The sequence below is a fragment of the Myxosarcina sp. GI1(2024) genome, assembly GCF_053543375.1.
Genome location: NZ_JBKGTY010000018.1, coordinates 31,708 through 54,284, shown reverse-complemented (window position 1 = coordinate 54,284; position 22,577 = coordinate 31,708). Strand labels below are relative to the sequence as shown.

Here is a 22,577-nt window from a genome sequence, read left to right as displayed (position 1 = left end):
TCAAAAGGTTTCTAACCAAGTCTGTTTGGCTTTGCCATAGGTTTCAATTCCCACCTAGCCATCTGTATTCCACTATTTGACTTTCAATAGTTAAATTATCACCTTTAGACATTAGTGGGATAGGTTCTGATAACTGCACTCCCTTGTAAAAAAATTACTGTAACTTAGTATTTTTGGCTTTATCTTGATTATCTAAGTGCATTCTGGGTGACACCAATTTGACACCAACTCAGAATTTTCATAAGTATAAAAATCCTAATTTGATGACAAAAGACAAAATCGTAACTATTAATACAATTTGTCAGGTCGTTACTGCATACTGTATACAATAACTCAGAAATTCTGGTAGAGAATATGCGATCGCTATTAAAAACCACTATTAATTTAAGCATTAAGAATTGACAGATAAATATGATACAGCCAACAGAACAAGAACTGAGTACAAATACAGAAAATGTGCAGACCGAAGCCACTTCTAAGATTAGATCGGACTTAATCTATGGGTTAGAGGCACGTCCCCCGCTGTTAGAATCGATTTTTGTAGCCTTACAGCACGTATTTGCTTGTTTCGTGGGCATTATCACCCCGGCGTTGATTATTTGTGGGGCGTTAGAAGTACCACCAGAAGATACCGCTTTTATCATCAGTATGTCTTTGGTAGTTTCTGGTATTGCTACTTTTATTCAGGCAAAAAGATTTGGTCCTGTCGGTTCTGGTTTGTTAAGCGTTCAGGGTACTAGTTTTGCGTTTCTCGGTCCGATTATTGCTGCAGGCTCGGCGGTTACGGCGCAGGGAGGTACATTTCAAGAAGCCTTGAGCTTAATCTTTGGCTTGTGCTTTTTTGGTGCTTTTGTAGAAATATTTATCAGTCGTTTTTTACATTTAGCTAATCAAATCATTACACCATTAGTAACGGGGGTGGTAGTAACTTTAATTGGCTTGACTCTAATCAAAGTAGGTATGACCTCTATGGGTGGTGGAGTACCAGCCCAGAACAATGAAACCTTTGGCAATCCAGTTTATTTGGGAATAGCGTTTTTAGTCTTAATCGTAATTATTGCCCTTAACAGCACTAACAGTAATTTTCTCAGAATGTCATCGATCGTTATCGGTCTAATAGTTGGTTACTTAGTTTCGATTCCAGCAGGTCTAGTAGATTTTAGTAATCTGGCTAACTTACCAGCATTTGCACTTCCGATTCCCCTGCGTTATGGTTTGGGATTCGATTTTGGGGCGTTTATTCCTTTTGCTTTCTTGTATTTAATCACGGCGATTGAATCGATTGGCGACTTAACCGCTACTTCTGCTATTTCTGGCGAACCAATTGAAGGACCTAAATATTTCAAGCGCATCAAGGGTGGAGTCTTAGGAGATGGAATAAATTCAATTATTGCAGCTTGTTTCAATACTTTTCCCAATACAACTTTCAGTCAAAATAATGGTGTAATTCAATTAACCGGAGTTGGTAGTCGCTATGTAGGCTATTTTGTTGCGGCAATCTTCTTTCTTCTCGGTTTATTTCCAATTATTGCGGGGGTTTTTCAAGCTTTGCCTCAACCAGTACTCGGTGGCGCGACTATCGTGATGTTTGCCACTGTAGCAGTAGCGGGAATTAAAATTCTTTCTTGTGTCAATCTGACCAAACGTAATTCAATTATTCTGGCAGTATCCTTGGGTATGGGTTTGGGAGTTACTTTCGTCCCCGAAATTCTCGAAGAATTACCTTCATTGGTTCAAAGTATCTTCTCATCTGGAATTTCTACAGGAGGCATTACTGCTTTATTGCTCAATCTCATTATCCCTGGCGGAGAATAAAATCCAAAAGACCACTAAGACAATCAATAACCATAGATAATTACCATGTACGACTTAAAAGCAGTTATTATTGGCGCGGGAATGGCAGGACTTGCCACGGGAATTGCTTTGCGCCAGGCAGGCTACGAAGTAGAAATTTACGAAAAAACAAGCAAACTTCGTCCTGCGGGAGCTGGCATCTCTTTGTGGTCGAATGGCATTAAAGTTCTCAATAAATTGGGACTTGGTCGACAAGTGGCCGCCATTGGTGGCGAGATGAACCGTATGGAGTATCTGAGTCATCGAGGAGAAGTTCTAAATCCCATCGACTTAATGCCCCTAGTAGAACAGGTAGGACAAAGACCTTATCCCGTATCTCGTACCGACCTCCAGCAGATGATGCTTACTGCCTTTGGCGAAGCAGATTTAAAAATGGGAATGCGCTGTGTCGAAGTGAAGCAAGATCAAGACAGTGCGACGGCTATTTTTGAAGATGGTACTACTGCTACGGGGGATGTGGTTATCGGTGCTGATGGCATTCATTCGGTAGTGCGTACTTATCTCAATAATGGTAAGGTAGAACCCCGCTATGCAGGTTACGTTAACTGGAATGGTTTGGTAGATGCTAGTCCCGATTTGGCTGAAAGTGATGTTTGGGTAATCTATGTCGGCGAAGGAAAACGAGCTTCGATGATGCCCGTTGGAGGAAATCGTTTTTACTTTTTCTTTGGCTGTCCCAAACCCAAGGGAACCAAAGTAGAACCAAAAGATATTCGGGCTGAATTAAAAGAGACCTTTGCAGGATGGGCACAACCAGTACAAAATTTAATCGATAAACTCGATCCCGAACAGGTTAATCGTCTAGAAATTAGCGACATCGAGCCTTTACCTAATTTGGTAAAAGGTAGAATTGCTCTAGTTGGGGATTCTGCTCATGCAACTACTCCCACTCTCGGACAGGGAGGCTGTCAGGCTATGGAAGATGCAGATGTATTGTGTCGCTATTTGGTAACGACCAACATCAGTATTGAAGATGCTCTCAAGCGTTACGAAGCCGAACGTAAGGAACGAGTTGCTAATTTGGTTTTGAAAGCCCGCAAGCGTACCGATACTATTTATAACAAGGAGCCAGATTTAACCCAACAGTGGTACGAACAACTAAAACACGAGCGAGAGAAAGATGTTACCGACGCACTGGCAAAAATTATTTTAGGTGGTCCTTTACGTTAAACCCAAGAGCGATTTACTAATTGCTCCAACACACAAACGATTGATGATTTGAGCAAACAATATTTATGTCAGGTAAATTAACCACTCACGTTTTAGACACGGCTCATGGTTGTCCCGCTAAAGAAGTTGCGATCGCTCTATGGAAGCTGGGTTCGGACTTGGAACTCGACTCTAAAACTCTGTTAAAAACTACTTCAACCAATCAGGATGGACGTACCGACGAACCACTTTTGCTCGGAGCAGAATTTAAGCCGGGAGTGTATGAGTTGGTTTTTAGTATCGGCGATTACTTTGCTGAGTATTCTGACTATTCCCAGCCGCTGTTTTTAGATCGAATTCCCATTCGCTTTGGAATTAGTCAAATTGATGCTCACTATCACGTTCCTTTGCTAGTTTCTCCTTGGTCTTACAGTACCTATCGGGGAAGTTGAAGCGAGAATCAAAGATGAAGTTTACTACGATTCAGCTATGAACGAGCGACCATTAACCATCAACCATCGCCAATACTCTCTCTCAGAATTAAATCAAATGTCTCAAGCTGAGTTTACGGCTGCTTTGGCAAGTATCTGGGAAGAAACGCCAGTAATTGTTAAAAAAGCTTGGCGCGATCGCCCTTTTGCCGATCTTGAAACTTTATATGGAGCAATGCTTGGTGTAGTAGAAGCAATGAGCGACTCGGAACAGTTAGCTCTAATTAAAGCTCATCCTGACTTGGGAAGTAAAGCCAAAATGGCGGAAGCTTCGGTAAAAGAGCAGGCAGGAGCGGGTTTAGATCGCTTATCTGCTGAAGAATATCAGCGTTTTCAGTCTCTCAATCAGGCTTATAAAAATAAGTTTGACTTTCCGTTTATCGTTGCGGTCAAAAACCATACTAAAGAGAGTATATTGCAAGCTTTCGAACGGCGTTTAAACAATTCTGTAGCAACCGAAAAACAACAGGCACTAACAGAAATTAGCCAGATCGCTCGCTTCCGTTTACAGGCGATCGTAGAATAACAATTTTGTTATAGCTAGCTCGATTCATCTAGACCAAAATATTCATATTTTAGTATTGAAGCGATTGAGTTGACTATAATTTTTTAGATGTCTAAAAATAGTATTCAGCCCTAATTTAACTGTTTAGAAAACTGCCAGTACTTCTATGATTTTAAATCATAAAATCTCAATTTTTTTCTGACCATTTATCACCTAAACTATCCCAAGGTAACAATTTTGAAATTAATATTCTTCAATAATAAATAGTTTCCAACCTATTTAAAAAAAATGCATACTGTATACATTAATACTTTTGCCTCTAAATAACAATGATATTTTTATTAATCGAAATTATTATTATTTAGGTGTGAGAGTAAAAAATGACCGTTCAAAAATTAAAACAATGGTGTTTGAATCCGAGTAAAAGTTTTCAGTTAGTCGATCATTCAATTCTCTTACTTTTACCGTTAACTTTGTTAGCAACTAGCGCAGCAAAAACATCTGCATCAGAAGAAGATCTTCTCTTATCAGAAATTGAGCAACGCTCGAAGCAGGCTGGTGAGGAAACCTCGCCAGTAATCTTTGAGAACATTGAAAATATAAATATAATAGAAGATCCCGACAGGTTGTCACAAGTTACTAACATCAACCAGTTACGAGATGTCGAGCCTACTGACTGGGCATACGAAGCATTACGCTCTTTAGTAGATCGTTATGGTTGTATTGCAGGTTTTCCCAACCAAACTTATCGCGGTTTTCAAGCTTTAACTCGCTATGAGTTTGCCGCCGGATTAAATTCTTGTTTGAATCAAATTGAGCGGTTAATTGCTTTATCTGAAGCCGTGTCTAGACAAGATTTAGCTACTATAAGTCGCTTGAGTGAAGAGTTTGCTGCCGAACTTGCCACAATTGAAGGTAGAGTAGATAACTTAGAGGGAAGAGTCGCTTTCTTAGAAGATAATCAGTTTTCGACTACTACTAAATTAACCGGCAATATCTTTTTTAACCTTACGGGGGCGACCGCTGGGGATAATGTGCTTGCCGAAACCAACGATCTAAATACACCCCTAACCATCCGGCGCGCTGCTAGAGGAACGGACGGCAATCCTATAGTTAGTAACATAACTGACGATCCAGAAATTACCTTTAGCTATTACTCTTGGATTAACTTCAATACTTCTTTTACTGGGGAAGATACATTAGTTACTCAATTAGTTGCAGGTAACGGCAACTCTCCTGCCAACACCTTTATTTCTGCAGGACTCTACAATACCTTTGGCGTACCCTTTACCGATCAAACCGGTGCGCCTGCAGCAAATAGCGTAGCAATTCGGGAGTTATTTTACGATTTTCCCATCGGCGAAAAGTTTCGAGTAGTAGTAGGACCGAGAATTAACTGGTATCGCTATTTTGATAATAATAACTACACCTTTTTCCTCACTGGTGCGAGTAGCTACAATTCCAGTGGCGGAACCTTAGTCAATGCGATCGATCGCGGTTCGGGAGCGGTAATAACTTGGGATGTTAACGATTTTCTGACTTTCACAGTCGGTTATTTGGGAGAAAATACCGAATTCCTACCAGCAGAATTTTTTAATACTTCCTCCGATCCTGAAAAAGGCTTGTTTAATGCTACCAATACTATCACTGCGGAAGTAGATTTAGCGATCGCCGATCGCGCTAATATTCGCTTACTCTACACTCGTTCTAATTTGGATAACAATCAACCCATACTCGATGCTGCTGGCAATATTACTGGCTTTGGGGTGGGCGGCTCTACAGGAGAACCACTCTATGGAGTTGCCGATGATGGTTTTGGCGGTACGATTGGGGATGCTCCTGCAGATACTTTTGCCGTCAACTTTGATTGGGCAATTTTAGATTGGCTCGGTGTTTTTGGACGCTACAGTTATGGTAGTACGGATATTTATCCCCGTACTCCAGGTAGAGATGATGGAGAAGTTAACGCTCAAGCCTTTCAAGCAGGGATAGCTTTTCCCGACTTAATTAAAGAAGGAAGCTTGGGAACGTTTTCTTTTGTGGTTCCCTTCGATGTCATCGATGGTGAAGAGTTTTTAGTTTCTGGTGCTGGTGATGGCGGCACTCAGTACGAGTTCGAACTGACCTATTTCTATCCAGTTAACGATAATATTGCCTTAGTTCCTGCTTTCTATCTAGTCGCCAATCCCAACAACTTTGAGGACAATCCCAATATTTATGTCGGTAACTTGCGGATGCAGTTTAGCTTTTAGTTAACTAGGACGTATCTGCTCGTTCCCTCCCCAGGATGGAGGACTTAGAATTTGTTTCCCCCAGATTTGACGAGCGACCCCGTGTCTTGAAAAGACGCGATGGGTAGCGCGAGTTCGGGGACGAGGGGAGCGAAACTCATTCAACTGTGTAAATGTGTAAGTCCTGGCTTATTTGGCAGTATATGCTTCGAGGCGTTCTCGAACGAAACGAATGTAAAAGTGCTTGAAAATCGATCGCAGTACCCGAGGCAAACCAAAGTCTATAGGCATGAAAGCATCGGGCAACTTCCAGTCGGTTACTCTTAGTTCTCGTGGCTGACAGTAAGGAAACTCAATTTCGGCTAAATCTCTACAAAGTCCCAATCTAAATTGCGCTGCGAGAGTGGGTACTAATAGCGGATCGACATTAAGAATCTCGACAAAGGCGCGATCGAGAGCAAAAACATTAGTAGCTGCGCCTAAAATTCCCAACTCTCTCGGTTCGCCACCACTAGGACCGTTACCCTCATGAGCGATAATACCGTCAATGATGGTTAAATTCGGAGCGATCGCTCTAGCCGTTTCTACCAGCATCTCGCCAAAGCGCTCGGTATCTTTACCCGCTTCCATGTGCCACCAGGCTTTCATCTTACCGGGAACGCAACCGAAAAGATTTTTAACCCCCAGAGTCATCGTAAGCTGCATATGAGATTTCACTTTAGGCAAATTAATTACTACATCTGCATCCATCGCTTCCTTGGAAAGTCGCAGATGACTGAAACTTTGACTTGCTGTAGGATAGCGTTGCCCTTTAAATTCAATAATTGGTAAGTCTAATTCTTGGCACAGTGGTAAATAACCATTAGCCTTGGCTACTCCCAAGGCACTGCCAAAAGCGGGACTATCTCCCAAAAAAGGTTTGCCCCCTGCTTCGGTTACTAATTGAGCGACACAGTAAACTATCTCTGGACGAGTTATACACTCTTTAGTCGGACGACTACCCGTAAGTAAATTCGGTTTGAGTAAAACGAGATCGCCCTGCTTGACGATTGCTTTGATTCCTCCCAGGGGTGCGAGTAAATATTCAAGGCGCGATCGCAGTTTGGCTAGATCGTAAGAACTGGCTCGGATTAGGCTGGCTTTGGGCATTATGTCAAGTTTTATCTTGCTATTTTTCTCCAAGATATCAAATAAGATCGTTAACTATACTTATTTATCCATTGAGTAATTAATTCGGGAAGCTCAATTCTAGTTCTAGTTTGAGGATCGATGCAAACATGTTTGGTATTGGCTTTAATTAATATTTTATCTGGATTGGATATGGCGACAATTTTGTAAGCGATCGCAAATTCACTAGCTTTTAAGCGAATAACTCTTAAATGAACCTGTAATTTATCGCCGCAAAATAGGGGACGAAAAAAATCGATTGCTGCATGAACGATCGGAATAGCAACTTTACCTTCGACTAATAACTGCTGCAGACTAATTTCTGCCACCATCAAAGATGACTCATAAGCTTCGTGACACATCTGCATTCCAATAGCAAAATAAACGACTCCTGCTGCATCCGTATCAGATAAATATACCGTTCGAGAATGAGTAAAACCCATCTGTTTTTCCACTAATTACTGTCCTTGCTTGTTTTGGCTGCCATCGGTTGCTAGTCAACCGTACTTTACACCATAAAAATATAATCTCAGAAGAGTTGAAAAAGCTTTTTCTGATGCTTTCGATCTCGAGCCTTCTAGAGAAAATCGCTGCAGTTATGCAATTTATACATTGATAATTTGCAATTTAATCATAATTGAAGCGATCTAACCTCAAATTTCAACTAAGATTGTAATTAGAATCTTACCGAATCTAGGTCTAAACACTAAATTAGTAGCTCAAAAGAACTCCAAGTTCTTGGAAAAGCTCACACAAGATCTGCTCAAACATTATGTCAAACAATCTTCGAGCCTATGCATACTAATTTTTCTAATCCTCAAAATCAAATAATGCTTTGCGGTTATGTAAATACCACGTCTCAGATTCAAGTAGCTAAAATTCAAGAGAACCCTCAATTTGAGAAGATTATTTTTCCCTACGAAAAACTTTTATTTGATGCTCCCGAAGGAAGTGAGTTGAAGATTTTTATTGAAACAGCTGGAAAGACATCTTTGTTCGCTTCAATTCCTTGTCAAAAATTGCAAACTCGTGCCCCAATTAAATTCCATTGTTAAGCAAGCTGTAACTTCTCGTGTCAATTAATAAAAGGCTCAGACATAGCTATGCTTAGGAGGTTAACCCCGTGTCGCGCCTAAATTGTGGCGTGGCGAGTCAAGAATGAATTGAGCCGTCAGGAAGGATGGTTCCTGTCAACTTTACTCCCGTCAATTTAACTAAAATTTTATTGCTAGTACCAACTTTAGCTCCAGTTAGGTCGGCACCACTGAGGTCAGCACCGCTCAAGTCGGCACCAATTAAATTAGTATCCCGTAGATTGGCTTTTCTCAGGTTTGCCGATAACAAGTTGGCACGAAACAAATTGGCTCCTGTAAGATTAGCCTCTTCTAAAATGATGTTATGTAAAAAACTATCGCTTAAATCTGCGTAGCTGAGATTTGCCTGCTGAAGATTTTTACCCGAGAGATCTTTTTCTTTTAAGTTAGCTCGACTCAGGTCTACTCCCTTCATGTCTCGGTCGTGAGGTCGTTTGTGGGAATTTCCGTAGCTACTGTGATAGTAGTTTTTGCTATTGTAATCTGGACAATCATGTGCGCGGTAGGAATTTCTACTGGTAGCGTTAGTGCGATTGCCTTGACGATAATAATTTTTGGACTGGTAATTATTGCTATCGCTATAACTATAAGAATGTCCGTTACTATAAGTCTGACGATCGCGATGATGATAGTAATTCTGAGACTGGCGATTGCTGCGATCGCTGTAACTATGAGTACTATTATCGTAACTGGTGCGATTGCTGGAGCGATAGGAATGGGGATTGTAATAAGAGCGATTTGGGGACTGGGAGGTCGGTCTCGAAGCTGAAGCAGGTTTAGATTTAGAGGTACTATTGCCGTTACGACGATGGACAGAACGCAACAAGTCTCGTGCGTGATTGATTTCCTTAATTTTTTCAAGGGATTTTTCGATCAACCTTTGATTTTCTTTGGGAAGGCGATCGGGATGCCAAATAAATGCTAAATCTTTGTAAGCTTGGTTGACTTCTTCTATAGAAGCTCCTAGCTCTAATCCTAAAACTTTATAGTATCGCTCTAGATTCTCGATCGCCATTGCAATCTTCCCTTTAATACTACTTCTTGCCTAGTTTAGCTCAAACTATAAAAATTATTTATATTTTTCATAGCTAATACTAAACTTACATTTAAAGATAGCAACCCCGAACGATAATTTTGTTAAAACATTAAAAAAATTACCATTCCTCTCGCTCGAGGAAAGTATCGTTTGGCGATCGCTACTGCAAATCAACCGTATAAAATAATTAACTACCAACTATATTTTACTTACCGAAAACTGGTAACTCCACCTAAATTGAAGGATGAAAAAAGTTCCGTTCGGGCGAAACTTTGGGGCTTGAAATACTCAGAGAAAACCCGCCTTAAACAGACAAGGCTCTCTCTGACTCGGTAAAATGCTGAATTTAACGTACGGTTCCTGCCAAGTGTTCGACAGAAATTGGTTTAATTAGATAAAGTTTTAAAAATTGCCAGCCGTTAGAAACGTAATGTGGTAGCTTGCGAACAAATTTAACTACTCCAGGCGAACCAGAATTGTCAATCGCTCTGAGTTTATCGTTATTGTCAATGCAAGTTTCCAATCTCTGATAAAATTCTGGATGTTCGATATCGAGAATTATCGGAAAAACTCTGCCTGCAGTATCGTTGGTTCTCTCGATGACTTGCTTGTCGTATTCTCGGGCATCTAAACTAATACAAGCATAAAAGCCAGAACGTTGAATGTCGTTAAGATACATCGTGGCAAATACCGACAGCAAGAAGAAACGACACCACAATCTAGCTTTCCAATCGTTCAGAAATTGGGGCTGAGATCTCATAATCGCGTCAAAGAAGTCACCATGACGGTTTTCATCCTGACACCAGTTCTCAAAGAAACGGAAGATAGGATAAATTCTGTCTTCGGGATGTCGTTCTAAATGGCGATAAATCGTGATGTAACGCCAGTAACCGATCTTTTCGGAAAGATAGGTAGCGTAGAAAATAAACTTGGGTTTAAAGAAAGTGTACTTACGGCTTTTCGTCAAAAAGCTCAGATCGAGAGAGAGATTGAAATCAGACAGAGCTTTATTGAGAAAACCTGCATGACGAGCTTCATCTCGCGACATCAAATTAAAAATTTCTGCTAAGACTGGGTTTTTGCCTTTTAAGCGTCTACCCAATTCTTTATAGAGTAAAAAGCCAGAAAATTCAGCCGTACAGGAACGTTCGAGAAATTCGACGAAAAGTCGGCGGGTTTCACCGTCGATGTTATCCCAAGAGCGATTGAATTCTTCATCGCGCACGAAATGATGGCGGTTATAATCGACACGAAATTCTTCGAGAATTGCTTTTAATTCATCTTCGTTGACAGAAATATCCATCTCTGCCATTTCTTCGAAATCTGTGGTGTAAAAGCGAGGCGTAAGAATAGTTTCGGCGGCTGGAGTTTTAACTCCAGGACGCATTTCCTCAAACTTAGGTTTTTTTAGGCTATCTACCATGAGATTTTTTATTGTTTAACTTTAACTCGATTAATTTTTATTTATGCCGCGAAAGCCGCGAAAATTATTGCTAGGGCTACTAAAGGTATATTTTGCAATATATTGAGAGGTTTATCGCAGCTAGTTAACGAATGTTAATCACTTATTTAGTGAAGGCAGAGGGCAGAAGGCAGTTAGGATAGTGAGAACAGTTAGTGCAGTTAGAACAATGGTTTGAATTTACATTATCGTATTGGATAATTAAATTTTGCCGAGGTTCAAAACTCCAAATCCGCAATTTTACGCCATGTTGTAGTTCGAGCCTACGATCGCAACCATTTTGAATATATGTACTAAGGTTAGATAGCCGTTGAATCCTGTATCGATGATAAAATCTAGCGAAAAGTCTGGTTGTTCGGGTAAGCGAAAAATCACTGAAACTGTCGCTTTACCGCCAACTAATCTTCCGTAAATCATTCTGCTATCGGTTCTACTGTCCCACCAAAGCCAAACGCAGCATTATATCCGATTCGTATCATAAATAATCTAGCCTGGGGATTCTTTTGCTTTAACGCTAATATCGATCTCACACCACTTTCATCAATTTCATACTCGCCAGTCTCGGCATCAATGACAATCATCTTGCCAAGATTATCTCCCTGCTCGACACAGGAGCGAATTTCACTCTCGTAAAATTGTTTGGCTCTTTGAGCGACTTCTTCGACAGTCCAAAAAATAGCCTGCATAATCACACCTGCTTTTTACTTGTATCGATCTTATTCTAACTACCTGAAATTTGAAATTTAACTAAAAAAGTGCGTAGTGAAGCCCTCCGCGCATCGTATGCGATTATGCTATTGCCGTAGGCTTATCGCCTTAACAATTTAACCTCAGAACAAATAGAACCCACATTCCGCAGGTCGATCAGACCAATAAATAATATTTTTGGCAGGGGGCACCGAGAAACTGAAGAATCCCTTGATGCTCGTGGGTCAAGTTGACAATCTGCTGCACTCGATCGAAGATGACTAAGAAAACACTGAAACACCCAACGCATCGTTGGCGTAGCTGTAGGCTTGCCCAATTGATTCATACTATCCCCTCTGCTCCCAAAGCGGGTTGCACTCAGCAATTCTCATTTTGAAACCTGAACGGAAGAAAATAGAGGGTAAAAGATAAAAATTGGGAACTTGTTCGCGAAACTTTTTCGCGAACAAAGTCGAAGAGTTAATTGATTGTGAGTCAAAGTAAGCTCCGGAGCAGCTATCATCCCTGAGCAAGTTCGTTTTGAGCCATGAAAAAGCCAAGTAATACTTGGAACAACCAGCTATTACTTTGTAGAGCTATAAGGGGCGCGAATTGGTTCAGGTTCAACAGTCGCGAAATTTAGCTAGAGTTAACCCCGTCAGGTGCTTTTCCCTCCCTCAGCATAAACTCGAACAAAGTCTGCCAACTCTCAAACCATAAATATCTGGTCAGTGCCCGAAGCTCGTTGAAGAAGGTTTGGCGAGTAACCAACATGGAGCGAACGGCACGATAAGTGATGTGGATTAAATCCAGAGTGGTGTGGAAGAGATAGGCTAATAAATTAAGGCAAAATAGAAGTTCTGCCTGGTGGTTTTGACCGTGACCAAAATTATGTTCGAGATGATAAACCTTAGTTTTGAGAATATTATTCCCTTCATTTTCTACCTTCCAGCGTGCACGAGCAGCAGTGACAATCTCGGACACATTCTGGGCATGAATTTCATGGCAAGTAGCAAAGGCATTGTAGTATAGAGTTTTCTGGTTGCTGGTATCTGTTACCGTCACCTCACACCAGTTTACGTCCAGGGCTGGTTGGGTGGCTCTGAGGGGAATTTTATTCACAAAACGATAGTGATCAGACAAACGCTTTCGTCCATGGAACTCAATCTCGGTCAGAGTTTGCACTTCACCGACTCGTTCGAGGTAATCCACCCAGTCATAAACTTCTGGATGGGAGCTTCGCTTACAGACGAAGATAAAATGATAGCCATGGTTCAAAGCCTTTTCACAGATGGGTTGGTTACAGTAGAGGTCATCCCCAAGTAAAGTTACAGGCGGGTCTTGTGGCTCACAGGCATGGGCAGCAATCCAACGCTTGGCAGCAGCGTTTTCACAATCTTGTTTGTCGTGACCATCTTGGGGAGTGATGAATTCAGGTTCTAAACTGATGACCTGTGGTCGTCCTGGAGCCACTAATACTGGTGTTACAGCAGCGTGAAAATAGGTGGTGCTGCCGTTTTTATGTGTCTGATGGCAACAGTGACAGCAGTGAATCTTCTTGGACGAGAAATATTCAGTGCCATCGAGAGTCAGTAAAAATTCTCCACCAAAGCACTGATAGGGCTTGAGATTTCCCGTTTTTGACAAACCGTCATAGACGGAGCGAAAGACCCCAAACACCGTTGAAGCTGGCACCGGGTCGAGCAGGGTACGAATCTGATTATCACAGGGGATGCGCTCGATCCCAAACAGACTAGCCGCATTATCTCTCCCTTTCTGGGTTTTCATCAAGCGTTGATGGTCTAAAAATGACCTCGATTGCATGAAAAAGACCGAAAAAGCACTTTTTATCGCTTCTTCAACCCTATATTTGGTGTTATTGCCCTGTTTTCTTTCATCGGGCAGCTCATCTAACTCGTCGGTTAGCATCGATAATAATTCAGGCATCCCTATTGCTAAACCCATGTTGCCACTCCAGCGAAGGTTAATGCCTTTTACTTTAAGCTAATTGCCCCTTCTTGTTTTAGTTCTCTATGTTGAATAGAGAACTAATTCCCAATTCTTCTGCTTGTAACGATTCTGGACTGGGTTTCAATGTCATGAAATCTTAAAATGAGAATTGCTGGGTTGCACTATCTAAAAAGGCGATCGCGATCGCACTTAATCCAATTATTTCTGTCAATCTCAGCAATCTATTACTCCTCACCGTTCCAATCTTTTTAGGCTTATTAAGAATTTTCTCAAATTTTGCTAATTGAGATACTCTACGGGAAATTACTGAGGAGCGTCTACCCAGAGAGGATTAAGTTTGACCTCAAGAGGATTGCATAGGGAGCGGGTAATAGAGTAAAACTTACTAACTACTCATATTTCCCTAGAGCGATCGCGGCATTTTGTCCGCCAAAGCCGAAGCTAAAGCAAAGGGCTTTATTTATCGGGTACTGACGCGGAGTGGTTGCGAAATTGAGCGCGAACTCTGGCTGTTGCAAACCTACGCACGGAGGTAGGTAACTTTCGGCGATCGCCATTAAAGTTAAAACAGTTGCGATCGCGCCCGATGCCCCTAGGGTATGTCCTGTCGCTCCCTTGGTGGCGGTTACGGCTACTTCGGAAGAAAATAAATAGTTAATTAATTGAGCTTCGCGGCGATCGTTTAACTTAGTGCTGGTACCGTGAGTATGAATTAAGTCTACCGCGTCTATTTCTATTTGACTCCGAGAGAGACACTGTTTAACAGCTAAATAAGCCGTTCTGTTATTAGCATCTGGCGAACTGATGTGATATGCGTCGCAAGTCAAACTAAAACCTAAAATTTCGCCGTAAATACGTGCTTGGCGGCGGCGAGCTAGAGTTGCTGTTTCTAGAACTAACACTGCGCCCCCTTCTGCTAAAACCAATCCTTCTCTGTGACTGCTAAAAGGATAGCATCCAGAAGTGGCTAAAACTCCCATGCGCTCGAAAGCGGCAAGAGTCAGTTTAGTAATAGGAGCCTCTACGCCACCAACGATCGCTCTCTGACATTGACCAGTGGTAATTAACTCATAACCTCTAGCAATCGCCCAGATGCCGGTGGCACAAGCCGCCGTCGGTGCTAAGACTGGTGCGAACGTCTGAAGATAGCGAGCTGTGGCGATCGATGGCTGATGGGGCAAAGTTTCTAACCAGTTAGAGTTGCTGGTAAACTGCTCCCAATCTGCCTGACAACCGCGACTAGAACCAATTACTACGGCGCATTTTGGTAAAGGAATCTCGAGCTGAGCATCGGCAATTGCTGCCGCGACAATTAATTTAGTTAGTTCTGAGAGTAAGACTGGCTGGCTACCGATTAACCCCAAAGGTAGTGACACTATTTCGGGAAAAGGCTGACTCAGTCTAATTCCAGATTTACCTGCTAATAAACTCGTCCAACTCTCCTGTAGCGAACCGAGACAGGTTAACAAGCCCATTCCCGTTACTACTACCGATTCAGAGTTGCCCGATTTATTGTTTGAGATTTTCTGCACCTTCTACAACTTTTGCCGATTCGATGCGATCGCCCTGACTGATATTTGCTACTACGTCCATACCTTCGATAACTTTGCCAAATACGGCATAGTCACCGTCTAAAGACTCTAAATCCTCTAGGGCAATATAAAACTGCGAAGAAGCAGAATCAGGCATTGCCGAACGTGCCATGGCAATTACGCCCTTGTCGTGCTTGAGAGATACTGCATCTGAAGGTAAACCCGCTTGGCTATAGGTGGGTTTATCTTCTCCTGACAGCTTGATTTCTAGAGGAATTCTGCGCTCTTTGCCCGTTTCGGGATCGATAAATCCTCCAGTTCCTAAAGTACCGCTAAAATTAGGATCTTTTCCCTGCGGATCGCCTCCTTGAGCTACAAAACCCGGGATAACTCGGTGAAATACCAGTCCGTCATAAACGTCTCGTTCGACTAAATCGACAAAATTACCGGCTGTTATAGGTGCTTCGTTGCCGTTGACTTCGATCGAGATCGGCGAACCATTAACGGTCAGCTCTACTTTTGCCATTCCTTCTAGTTGAGGTAAATTAGTCATATTTTGCTTATTGGCGATCGCCGTTTGAGATTGCTCTGTAGTCAGATTATCAGATGATGAGGCTTGAGAAACATCTGATGCCGATGTAGTACAGCCACTAGTGGCGAAGATACCAATGGAGATTAGCAAAATTAGAGCGAGCGAGCGAACTTTAGTTTTTGGAGTCATCTTTTTTGATTTTTGTTACTCACAATACTGACGAAGTGAACGCAAGCCCTGTCGTTTTGCGGCAGGGTACTGTTCACAGTTTTAGCTTAACTGCTAACTTAGAATCAACAATCTGCTACAAGCCTTCTAAGGGAACTTCTAAAAACCGAGCTAGTTCTGCACCTTGATTTTCTAACGTCGATAGCGCGATTGGCTCTCCGACGCGAGTCAGAGGAATATCTCTTCGTTTTTTTGCTTTTAGATATAGGCTGCGCTTGGGATTTAAGCCTTCTTTGATTTCTGCTTTAACCGATTGAATATCTTCTAGCGGTATTTCTACTTCTACTCGGCGATTTTTGCCGGGAAAGCCCAGTCGAGAAATTTTTACCATACCAGTTTCTTTATTAAATTCGTTATAGCCACCCCCCACATTCCAGAAGATGACCAACCAGAGATAAATTGCCAGCAGTAAACCCGCTACGCCATAGAAGGTCAAAGCGATTCCCTGAGGAATAAACTGCAAATCCGTAGGGTCGGAAACGATTAATAAATTAGTTTGAAAATAACTAGACAGTCCTGCTAGTAAAAATCCCGTACCGCCGAGGGACACGGCAACTGCCCAGAAAAAGTTGCTAAATCGACGGGCACCTAAAATATTTTGCTGAAAAACGCTGCTATTGTCTGCCATTACCAATTTTTATTAACTAGAGAATGCAATTCAAGCCGATCTCCTCGAGTGAGCCAGACTAGGCTTTTGTTACAGCCGCAGGCATTTACTTGAAGATTAATAATTTAAATAATATTAAATTATGAGAAAAAATATGTTAGTTTGTTAAACTTTTGCTAATAATTATATAAATGATTACTCAATAATCAATTTTCGAAATTTTGTATCGAAGATCGATTTTAGCCTCTGATGTACGTTGCTTTCGTGCTATTTTAAAGAATGTTACGTTGAGCGAATTCAGCAAACGCCAAAAGTAAACGAGATTTAATGGCAGTTTCGCCCAAATATATAAGAATTCTATCCCTTAGTGGGTAGAATTTTATAAAATTTGACAGTTTATTACAATCGTTAATCGATCGCACTGTCTCAGTCATGGTATTAGCGTACATTATGAGAAATCTTAGTTTGTCGATTCAAACAAGAGGATTAAAAATATGACAATAGCAGTAGGACGCGCGCCAGCGTCGCGAGGATGGTTCGACATCATCGACGACTGGCTCAAGCGCGATCGCTTCGTGTTCATTGGCTGGTCGGGAATCTTGCTCTTCCCCTGCGCCTACATGGCACTAGGAGGCTGGCTCACCGGTACCACCTTCGTAACTTCCTGGTATACCCACGGCTTAGCCAGTTCCTATCTCGAAGGCTGTAACTTTCTGACCGTAGCCGTATCCACCCCAGCAGACAGTATGGGACACTCCCTACTCTTTCTCTGGGGACCAGAAGCCAACTGGGACTTCGCCCGTTGGTGTCAAATCGGCGGCTTGTGGACATTTACCGCGCTGCACGGCGCCTTCGGACTGATCGGCTTCATGTTGCGTCAGTTTGAAATATCCCGTCTGGTAGGAATCAGACCCTACAACGCCATCGCCTTTAGTGCGCCGATAGCCGTATTCGTCTCGGTGTTCTTACTCTATCCCCTGGGGCAATCGAGCTGGTTTTTCGCACCCAGCTTTGGAGTAGCGGGAATCTTCCGCTTTATCCTATTCGTCCAAGGATTCCACAACTTCACCCTCAACCCCTTCCACATGATGGGAGTAGCGGGGGTCTTAGGAGGAGCACTATTATGTGCGATTCACGGTGCCACGGTAGAAAACACCCTGTTTGAAGACGGAGATGGCTCCAATACCTTCCGAGCCTTCGAGCCGACCCAATCAGAAGAAACCTACAGTATGGTGACAGCCAACCGCTTCTGGTCGCAGATCTTCGGCATCGCCTTTTCCAACAAACGCTGGCTACACTTCTTCATGTTGTTCGTACCGGTAACGGGATTGTGGATGGCGAGCATCGGCATCATCGGCATTGCCCTCAACCTGAGAGCCTATGACTTTGTCTCTCAAGAGTTGAGAGCGGCAGAAGACCCAGAATTTGAAACTTTCTACACCAAAAACATCCTGCTCAACGAAGGTCTCAGAGCATGGATGGCAAAACAAGACCAACCACATCAACGATTTGAATTCCCAGAGGAGGTACTACCACGTGGTAACGCTCTCTAATCCAGCATTAGCAGGCGGTCGCGACCAAATGTCCACAGGTTATGCCTGGTGGTCTGGTAACGCCCGTTTAATTAATCTTTCAGGTAAACTTCTTGGGGCACATGTCGCTCACGCAGGGCTCATCGTATTCTGGGCAGGCGCGATGACTATTTTTGAAGTCGCCCACTACGTCCCAGAAAAACCCATGTACGAACAGGGAATGATTTTAATTCCTCACCTAGCTACGTTGGGTTGGGGAGTAGGTCCTGGCGGTGAAGTCATCGATACTTATCCCTACTTTGTAATTGGCGTGCTCCACCTAATTTCCTCTGCCGTTCTTGGTTTAGGCGGTATTTACCACGCGCTTCGCGGTCCAGAAACTTTAGAAGAATATTCCAACTTCTTCAGTCAAGACTGGAAAGATAAAGACCAAATGACTAACATTATTGGCTACCATCTGATTTTGTTAGGCTGTGGTGCTTTTCTGTTGGTATTTAAAGCCATGTTCTTTGGCGGTGTCTATGACACTTGGGCGCCAGGCGGTGGTGATGTCAGAGTCATCTCCAATCCTACCCTCAATCCAGCAGCGATCTTCGGTTATTTAGTCTCCTCTCCATTTGGTGGAGAAGGTTGGATTGTTGGCGTTAATAATATGGAAGATATTATTGGCGGACATATCTGGGTAGGATTGATTTGTATTGCTGGCGGTATTTTCCACATCCTGACCAAGCCTTTTGGTTGGGCACGTCGCTCTCTAATCTGGTCTGGTGAAGCCTATCTTTCTTACAGTATTGGTGCTGTATCCTTGATGTCTTTTATTGCTGCTGGCTACATCTGGTTCAATAACACTGCTTATCCCAGTGAATTTTATGGACCCACCAATGCCGAAGCATCTCAAGCACAAGCTTTCACCTTCTTAGCTCGCGACCAACAAATGGGTGCGAATATTGGTTCTTCCCAAGGTCCTACCGGTCTTGGTAAGTACTTAATGCGTTCTCCCACTGGTGAAATTATTCTCGGTGGAGAAACGATGCGCTTTTGGGATTTTCGCGGTCCCTGGTTAGAACCCATGCGCGGTCCTAACGGTATCGACCTCGATAAAATTCGTAACGATATTCAGCCTTGGCAGTTGCGCCGTGCTGCAGAGTACATGACTCATGCCCCCAACGCTTCGATTAACTCGGTTGGTGGGATTATTACCGAGTCTAACTCGTTTAACTTCGTTAATATCCGTCAATGGTTGGCTGCTTTCCAATTCGTGATGGCTTTCTTCTTCCTAGTCGGTCATCTATGGCACGCTGGACGTGCTAGAGCTGCCGCAGGTGGTTTTGAGAGGGGTATCAACCGCGAAACCGAACCCGTATTGAGTATGCCAGATCTAGACTAATAGATCGTCTCAGTCGGATTTTAAAACGAGTTAATCGTTAAGAAACATCAGTTAAGCTCCTGTTAGATAGCAGGAGCTTAATTTTTGAGCAAAACCTTGATAGTTAGCGATTTAGCGTACCATTCTCCAACCGCGATCGTCTACTGTTTAAATTTGACAAGTTACTGTAAATCGACTATGGAACAATCCGATTTAGACAAAATCGCCACTCAGCTAGAAAGTCCTAATTCTAAAGACCGGCTGCTGGCTTTGACATCTCTCAGAGCGGTGCCTCCCGAAGATGCCGTACCTTTAATTAAAAAAGTACTGAATGATGAGATTTTACCAGTGCGATCGATGGCAGTATTTGCGTTAGGAATCAAACCAACTCCTGAATGCTATCCTATCTTAGTCAATCTTTTAGAAACCGATGAAGATTATGGTATTCGCGCCGATGCAGCAGGTGCTTTAGGTTATCTCGGAGATATTCGAGCTTTTGAACCGTTGGTGAGGGCTTTCTATGAAGATACTAACTGGTTAGTACGCTTTAGTGCTGCAGTTTCTTTAGGTAATTTAAAAGACATTAGAGCTAGAGAAGTACTTTTAGAGGCTTTAGATAGCGAAGAGATCATTTTACAACAGGCAGCGATCGCAGCTTTAGGAGAAATTCAAGCTACTGAGTCTGTAGATCGCATCCTCGATTTTGCCAGTTCGGAAGATTGGCTAGTCAGACAGAGACTCGCCGAAGCCTTAGCTAATTTTAATACCGAAAAAAGCATTTCTGCCCTTAAGTTTTTAGCCAAAGACATTCATCCCCAGGTAAGCCAAGCAGCTCGTATTTCTTTGGCAGCTTTGGAGAATGACAGTTGATGTTTTTAATTGTCAAGAACTCGAATAAATTTAACCAAAGCGATCGCGCTAGTTTTTTCGCACTAAACAGCTCCCCAATATATAGAGATATATAGAGGCGCGACGCGCCTCTAATGTAGACTTTGCAAAGTTTCAAATGTTGAGCTAAAGAAGGTTACAGACATTCTTTGGCGACGAAAAAGTTAGGTTCAGGGAACGGAAAAGCCCTAAAATTGATGAAACCCCCTGGCACTCACTCGGTAAGAACAAATGTACCGAAAAGCGAACCAGCCTGAGCTGACTCCTAAGAAACTCAACTTTTTCAGTTCATATGAACCAATAATCTGCTGAGTTTCTTTGATTTATTATTAGCGATCGCTAATGAAACGCTTCTGTCAGACTCCGAAAACTAGAGCAAATTCTAAGTTCTGTGACCATTATCTACTATGCGATCGCGGAGTTTTTTCTTAATAGAAATTTTTTGAGGCGGACGGATGACGAAAATTTGACTACAAATGGCTCAATGAATTGATATTGTTTCCCTTGAAAACCTTTTCCTAATATGAAATATTGGAAAGTGACAGACGAGGGATATCTCTGAATTCCTTTGGTTGTTTTTCCGTGTTTGCGAGCTATTGGATGACCACAAAGAAGACATTCCATCTAAATTTTTCAATTTACTAACCACTTCTTTAGACTCAATCCCACAGATTTTTGTTTCACTACCTATTATGGCAAACCATGAAAATATGTACCATACTGTAACCCAGGAAAAAAGTAATTTAGTTCGATAAAAACGATCGCGACAATAACTAGAGCAAGAGTAGCTACTACGGGGGCACTGGTTAAATATTTTATGAAATACTGCATGATTGTTCTTGCTTAAATTTGTATTTTACAAACAAATAATTTTTCTGACTGTTAGTCAATAAAATCTATAACGAACTAACGAGGTGAAACCGGAATTTCATTGTCCTTAGCAGTTAGTTCCCCACTTAACAGTTCTTTTACTGCTAATGTTGGCCACACCAGACCTTGAGCTAAAGATTTAATTGACAAAGGTAAATCAATAAATATTTCTGATTCTTGAGGAGATTTTTTTTCGTTAATCGCTTGTAAATAAGAACGTCCCGACCAGCCGATAAAACCTGTAATATAGAAAAAAATGCCGAAAGCGATCGCGATATCGATCGTATTTCGGAAACTAATTACTAAATGCGGCAATCCATCAGTCCCACAGGGTAAGTACTCTGCGTAGGCGCGATCGGGTTGGTTGAAGTAATAGTTATTTGGATAGTTTGCCACTCTTTCTTGATAGGCTGGCGAGTCTTTACATTTTACTAGCAGGTCATTGGCTGAAGCAGTAGGAACGACAGCAAACCAAATTGATAAAATTAAAATTAAGGTAAATAGTTTTCGCATCATTTTTTTTCACAATTACAAAAAGTTAATGTCAGGTTGCAATTTTTAAAATTGAGTAAGCTAAGATTGCTTTATTCTGGCGATCGCTCTTTGGTTTCTCTTTCAATCCAAAGAAATAATAGAGCAAACACGGGAAATGGAAGAATATAGGTGATTAAGGGAATAAATATCCAAGGCAACCAAGAAAGAGCGTAAGAACCTGTCATTTGGGTAACATCTGTCATAGGACTAATCCTCGTAATTTTAAATGGTTAGTTGTTAGTTGTTGACAATCGCAATTAGTAGCCTAACCCCAGATCCAGAAATTTAACTGTTGGCTAACATTAACCGCGCCGCGTAAAATTGCATCTAAATCGTCAAAATTTTCTAGTAAAGCGTAGGCAAACACCGCGCCTCCCATAGCACCTAAAAAGATACCGCCACCAAGTTGAAAAAATTCTTCTTTTTTTTTCAAAGGTCTCAGATCGTCTTGAGAATTAGAATTATATGCCCCTCTGGGGTCGCCTTGAAAAGTAGCCATAGCAAAAATAGAAATACCTAAAACTGCCGAAGCGGTAATATAAATGGCGGTAATTAGACCACTTAAATTTGCTCCGTGAGAAGTTTCGCGCAAAGGTCCGAACACAATTTCAGGTCCTACTAAAAAGTAACCGTGAGCCATACCAATTTCTAGTCCTCGCATAAAGGGGCTCAATCCTTCACGATAGGCTGGTAAATTGCGAATAAAACCTTTAACCAAGTCTGAATCATTGATTGGTGTTGAGAGATTACCCAACCAGGGATCGCCTTTATAGGGTTTAATTAGTTCCTCATCAGCATAGGCTGGAGTAATCTTAGCAGTTGTATTTTGGGTCATGTTTTT

Annotated in this window: 22 protein-coding genes and 2 pseudogenes; 9 read left to right on the top strand and 15 right to left on the bottom strand. The window is 42.1% G+C overall.

Going from position 1 to position 22,577, the window contains the following annotated elements; genetic code table 11:
• Positions 1-411: 411 nt before the first annotated feature.
• The 5 genes from ACLFKQ_RS29845 (at position 412) to ACLFKQ_RS29825 (ending at position 6,251) form a co-directional block, all read left to right on the top strand.
• Positions 412-1,815: a uracil-xanthine permease family protein gene (locus tag ACLFKQ_RS29845; protein WP_449003240.1), complete on the top strand. Its 1,404-nt coding sequence runs from the start codon at positions 412-414 to the stop codon at positions 1,813-1,815.
• A 45-nt stretch (positions 1,816-1,860) separates the two neighbouring features.
• The gene (hpxO, locus tag ACLFKQ_RS29840; RefSeq protein ID WP_449003239.1) at positions 1,861-3,024 is read left to right on the top strand and encodes an FAD-dependent urate hydroxylase HpxO; all 1,164 of its coding nucleotides are present in this window, start codon (positions 1,861-1,863) and stop codon (positions 3,022-3,024) included.
• A gap of 65 nt (positions 3,025-3,089) precedes the next feature.
• A complete protein-coding gene (gene uraH, locus ACLFKQ_RS29835) occupies positions 3,090-3,455 on the top strand; it encodes a hydroxyisourate hydrolase (protein ID WP_449003238.1) in 366 nt (121 codons plus the stop codon).
• Positions 3,456-3,492: 37 nt separating this feature from the next.
• Entirely contained in the window at positions 3,493-4,020 is a 528-nt protein-coding gene (uraD, locus tag ACLFKQ_RS29830) for a 2-oxo-4-hydroxy-4-carboxy-5-ureidoimidazoline decarboxylase (RefSeq protein WP_449003237.1), read from the top strand.
• 359 nt (positions 4,021-4,379) lie between these two features.
• On the top strand, positions 4,380-6,251 hold the full coding sequence (locus tag ACLFKQ_RS29825; protein ID WP_449003236.1) for an iron uptake porin: 1,872 nt from the start codon (positions 4,380-4,382) through the stop codon (positions 6,249-6,251).
• A 168-nt stretch (positions 6,252-6,419) separates the two neighbouring features.
• Here ACLFKQ_RS29825 and ACLFKQ_RS29820 read toward each other — a convergent pair whose 3' ends face one another.
• Both ACLFKQ_RS29820 and ACLFKQ_RS29815 read right to left on the bottom strand, forming a co-directional pair.
• Positions 6,420-7,379, bottom strand: coding sequence for a DUF362 domain-containing protein (locus tag ACLFKQ_RS29820; RefSeq protein ID WP_449003235.1), 960 nt, complete (start codon positions 7,377-7,379; stop codon positions 6,420-6,422).
• A gap of 50 nt (positions 7,380-7,429) precedes the next feature.
• Positions 7,430-7,840 (bottom strand): acyl-CoA thioesterase, encoded by a 411-nt coding sequence (locus tag ACLFKQ_RS29815; protein WP_449003243.1) that lies wholly within the window; start codon positions 7,838-7,840, stop codon positions 7,430-7,432.
• Positions 7,841-8,191: 351 nt separating this feature from the next.
• Between ACLFKQ_RS29815 and ACLFKQ_RS29810 the strand changes: the two genes are divergently transcribed.
• A complete protein-coding gene (locus ACLFKQ_RS29810) occupies positions 8,192-8,452 on the top strand; it encodes a DUF1830 domain-containing protein (protein ID WP_449003234.1) in 261 nt (86 codons plus the stop codon).
• Positions 8,453-8,549: 97 nt separating this feature from the next.
• Here ACLFKQ_RS29810 and ACLFKQ_RS29805 read toward each other — a convergent pair whose 3' ends face one another.
• The 9 genes and pseudogenes from ACLFKQ_RS29805 to ACLFKQ_RS29765 all read right to left on the bottom strand — a co-directional run bounded on the left by ACLFKQ_RS29805 (position 8,550) and on the right by ACLFKQ_RS29765 (position 16,567).
• The gene (locus tag ACLFKQ_RS29805; RefSeq protein ID WP_449003242.1) at positions 8,550-9,500 is read right to left on the bottom strand and encodes a pentapeptide repeat-containing protein; all 951 of its coding nucleotides are present in this window, start codon (positions 9,498-9,500) and stop codon (positions 8,550-8,552) included.
• Positions 9,501-9,873: 373 nt separating this feature from the next.
• Positions 9,874-10,950, bottom strand: coding sequence for a magnesium-protoporphyrin IX monomethyl ester (oxidative) cyclase (gene acsF, locus ACLFKQ_RS29800; protein ID WP_449003233.1), 1,077 nt, complete (start codon positions 10,948-10,950; stop codon positions 9,874-9,876).
• A 333-nt stretch (positions 10,951-11,283) separates the two neighbouring features.
• A pseudogene (locus ACLFKQ_RS29795) lies at positions 11,284-11,406 on the bottom strand (clan AA aspartic protease); the annotation flags it as partial.
• Positions 11,403-11,675, bottom strand: coding sequence for a hypothetical protein (locus tag ACLFKQ_RS29790; RefSeq protein ID WP_449003232.1), 273 nt, complete (start codon positions 11,673-11,675; stop codon positions 11,403-11,405). The pseudogene ACLFKQ_RS29795 and the gene ACLFKQ_RS29790, both read right to left, overlap by 4 nt.
• 178 nt (positions 11,676-11,853) lie before the next feature.
• Positions 11,854-12,019 (bottom strand): annotated as a pseudogene (locus ACLFKQ_RS29785) (IS1634 family transposase); the annotation flags it as partial.
• Between the two features lie 296 nt (positions 12,020-12,315).
• The gene (locus ACLFKQ_RS29780) at positions 12,316-13,641 is read right to left on the bottom strand and encodes an ISNCY family transposase (RefSeq protein ID WP_448998174.1); all 1,326 of its coding nucleotides are present in this window, start codon (positions 13,639-13,641) and stop codon (positions 12,316-12,318) included.
• 395 nt (positions 13,642-14,036) lie between these two features.
• Complete coding sequence (locus tag ACLFKQ_RS29775) at positions 14,037-15,170, bottom strand: beta-ketoacyl-ACP synthase (protein WP_449003241.1); 1,134 nt, start codon at positions 15,168-15,170, stop codon at positions 14,037-14,039.
• The gene (locus ACLFKQ_RS29770) at positions 15,157-15,900 is read right to left on the bottom strand and encodes a peptidylprolyl isomerase (protein WP_449003231.1); all 744 of its coding nucleotides are present in this window, start codon (positions 15,898-15,900) and stop codon (positions 15,157-15,159) included. Before ACLFKQ_RS29770 ends, ACLFKQ_RS29775 begins: the two co-directional genes overlap by 14 nt.
• Before the next feature lie 115 nt (positions 15,901-16,015).
• Positions 16,016-16,567, bottom strand: a complete 552-nt coding sequence (locus ACLFKQ_RS29765) for a photosystem I assembly protein Ycf4 (RefSeq protein ID WP_449003230.1) — start codon at positions 16,565-16,567, stop codon at positions 16,016-16,018.
• 473 nt (positions 16,568-17,040) lie between these two features.
• Here ACLFKQ_RS29765 and psbD point away from each other — a divergent pair, with 473 nt between their 5' ends.
• From psbD to ACLFKQ_RS29750, 3 genes are all read left to right on the top strand, one after another.
• Positions 17,041-18,099 carry a photosystem II D2 protein (photosystem q(a) protein) gene (gene psbD, locus ACLFKQ_RS29760; protein WP_449000900.1) on the top strand — a complete coding sequence of 353 codons (1,059 nt, stop codon included), beginning with the start codon at positions 17,041-17,043 and terminating at the stop codon, positions 18,097-18,099.
• The gene (gene psbC / locus ACLFKQ_RS29755) at positions 18,083-19,465 is read left to right on the top strand and encodes a photosystem II reaction center protein CP43 (RefSeq protein WP_449003229.1); all 1,383 of its coding nucleotides are present in this window, start codon (positions 18,083-18,085) and stop codon (positions 19,463-19,465) included. Before psbD ends, psbC begins: the two co-directional genes overlap by 17 nt.
• A 177-nt stretch (positions 19,466-19,642) precedes the next feature.
• Positions 19,643-20,314: a HEAT repeat domain-containing protein gene (locus ACLFKQ_RS29750; protein WP_449003228.1), complete on the top strand. Its 672-nt coding sequence runs from the start codon at positions 19,643-19,645 to the stop codon at positions 20,312-20,314.
• Between the two features lie 708 nt (positions 20,315-21,022).
• On the opposite strand, the gene ACLFKQ_RS29745 is transcribed toward ACLFKQ_RS29750, so the two are convergent.
• From ACLFKQ_RS29745 to ACLFKQ_RS29730, 4 genes are all read right to left on the bottom strand, one after another.
• Positions 21,023-21,163 (bottom strand): photosystem I reaction center subunit IX, encoded by a 141-nt coding sequence (locus tag ACLFKQ_RS29745; protein WP_449003227.1) that lies wholly within the window; start codon positions 21,161-21,163, stop codon positions 21,023-21,025.
• 75 nt (positions 21,164-21,238) lie between these two features.
• Positions 21,239-21,718 (bottom strand): Photosystem I reaction center subunit III, encoded by a 480-nt coding sequence (locus ACLFKQ_RS29740; protein ID WP_449003226.1) that lies wholly within the window; start codon positions 21,716-21,718, stop codon positions 21,239-21,241.
• 68 nt (positions 21,719-21,786) lie between these two features.
• Entirely contained in the window at positions 21,787-21,939 is a 153-nt protein-coding gene (psaI, locus tag ACLFKQ_RS29735; RefSeq protein ID WP_449003225.1) for a photosystem I reaction center subunit VIII, read from the bottom strand.
• 62 nt (positions 21,940-22,001) lie between these two features.
• Positions 22,002-22,571, bottom strand: coding sequence for a photosystem I reaction center subunit XI (locus ACLFKQ_RS29730; RefSeq protein ID WP_449003224.1), 570 nt, complete (start codon positions 22,569-22,571; stop codon positions 22,002-22,004).
• Between the last annotated feature and the right edge of the window lie 6 nt (positions 22,572-22,577).

Bases quoted from the DNA above. Each gene is read 5' to 3' on its own strand.
- ACLFKQ_RS29845 (WP_449003240.1), top strand. From the start codon at position 412: ATGATACAGCCAACAGAACAAGAACTGAGTACAAATACAGAAAATGTG.
- hpxO (WP_449003239.1), top strand. From the start codon at position 1,861: ATGTACGACTTAAAAGCAGTTATTATTGGCGCGGGAATGGCAGGACTT.
- uraH (WP_449003238.1), top strand. From the start codon at position 3,090: ATGTCAGGTAAATTAACCACTCACGTTTTAGACACGGCTCATGGTTGT.
- uraD (WP_449003237.1), top strand. From the start codon at position 3,493: ATGAACGAGCGACCATTAACCATCAACCATCGCCAATACTCTCTCTCA.
- ACLFKQ_RS29825 (WP_449003236.1), top strand. From the start codon at position 4,380: ATGACCGTTCAAAAATTAAAACAATGGTGTTTGAATCCGAGTAAAAGT.
- ACLFKQ_RS29820 (WP_449003235.1), bottom strand. From the start codon at position 7,379: ATGCCCAAAGCCAGCCTAATCCGAGCCAGTTCTTACGATCTAGCCAAA.
- ACLFKQ_RS29815 (WP_449003243.1), bottom strand. From the start codon at position 7,840: ATGGGTTTTACTCATTCTCGAACGGTATATTTATCTGATACGGATGCA.
- ACLFKQ_RS29810 (WP_449003234.1), top strand. From the start codon at position 8,192: ATGCATACTAATTTTTCTAATCCTCAAAATCAAATAATGCTTTGCGGT.
- acsF (WP_449003233.1), bottom strand. From the start codon at position 10,950: ATGGTAGATAGCCTAAAAAAACCTAAGTTTGAGGAAATGCGTCCTGGA.
- ACLFKQ_RS29790 (WP_449003232.1), bottom strand. From the start codon at position 11,675: ATGCAGGCTATTTTTTGGACTGTCGAAGAAGTCGCTCAAAGAGCCAAA.
- ACLFKQ_RS29780 (WP_448998174.1), bottom strand. From the start codon at position 13,641: ATGGGTTTAGCAATAGGGATGCCTGAATTATTATCGATGCTAACCGAC.
- ACLFKQ_RS29770 (WP_449003231.1), bottom strand. From the start codon at position 15,900: ATGACTCCAAAAACTAAAGTTCGCTCGCTCGCTCTAATTTTGCTAATC.
- ACLFKQ_RS29765 (WP_449003230.1), bottom strand. From the start codon at position 16,567: ATGGCAGACAATAGCAGCGTTTTTCAGCAAAATATTTTAGGTGCCCGT.
- psbD (WP_449000900.1), top strand. From the start codon at position 17,041: ATGACAATAGCAGTAGGACGCGCGCCAGCGTCGCGAGGATGGTTCGAC.
- ACLFKQ_RS29750 (WP_449003228.1), top strand. From the start codon at position 19,643: ATGGAACAATCCGATTTAGACAAAATCGCCACTCAGCTAGAAAGTCCT.
- ACLFKQ_RS29745 (WP_449003227.1), bottom strand. From the start codon at position 21,163: ATGCAGTATTTCATAAAATATTTAACCAGTGCCCCCGTAGTAGCTACT.
- ACLFKQ_RS29740 (WP_449003226.1), bottom strand. From the start codon at position 21,718: ATGATGCGAAAACTATTTACCTTAATTTTAATTTTATCAATTTGGTTT.
- psaI (WP_449003225.1), bottom strand. From the start codon at position 21,939: ATGACAGATGTTACCCAAATGACAGGTTCTTACGCTCTTTCTTGGTTG.
- ACLFKQ_RS29730 (WP_449003224.1), bottom strand. From the start codon at position 22,571: ATGACCCAAAATACAACTGCTAAGATTACTCCAGCCTATGCTGATGAG.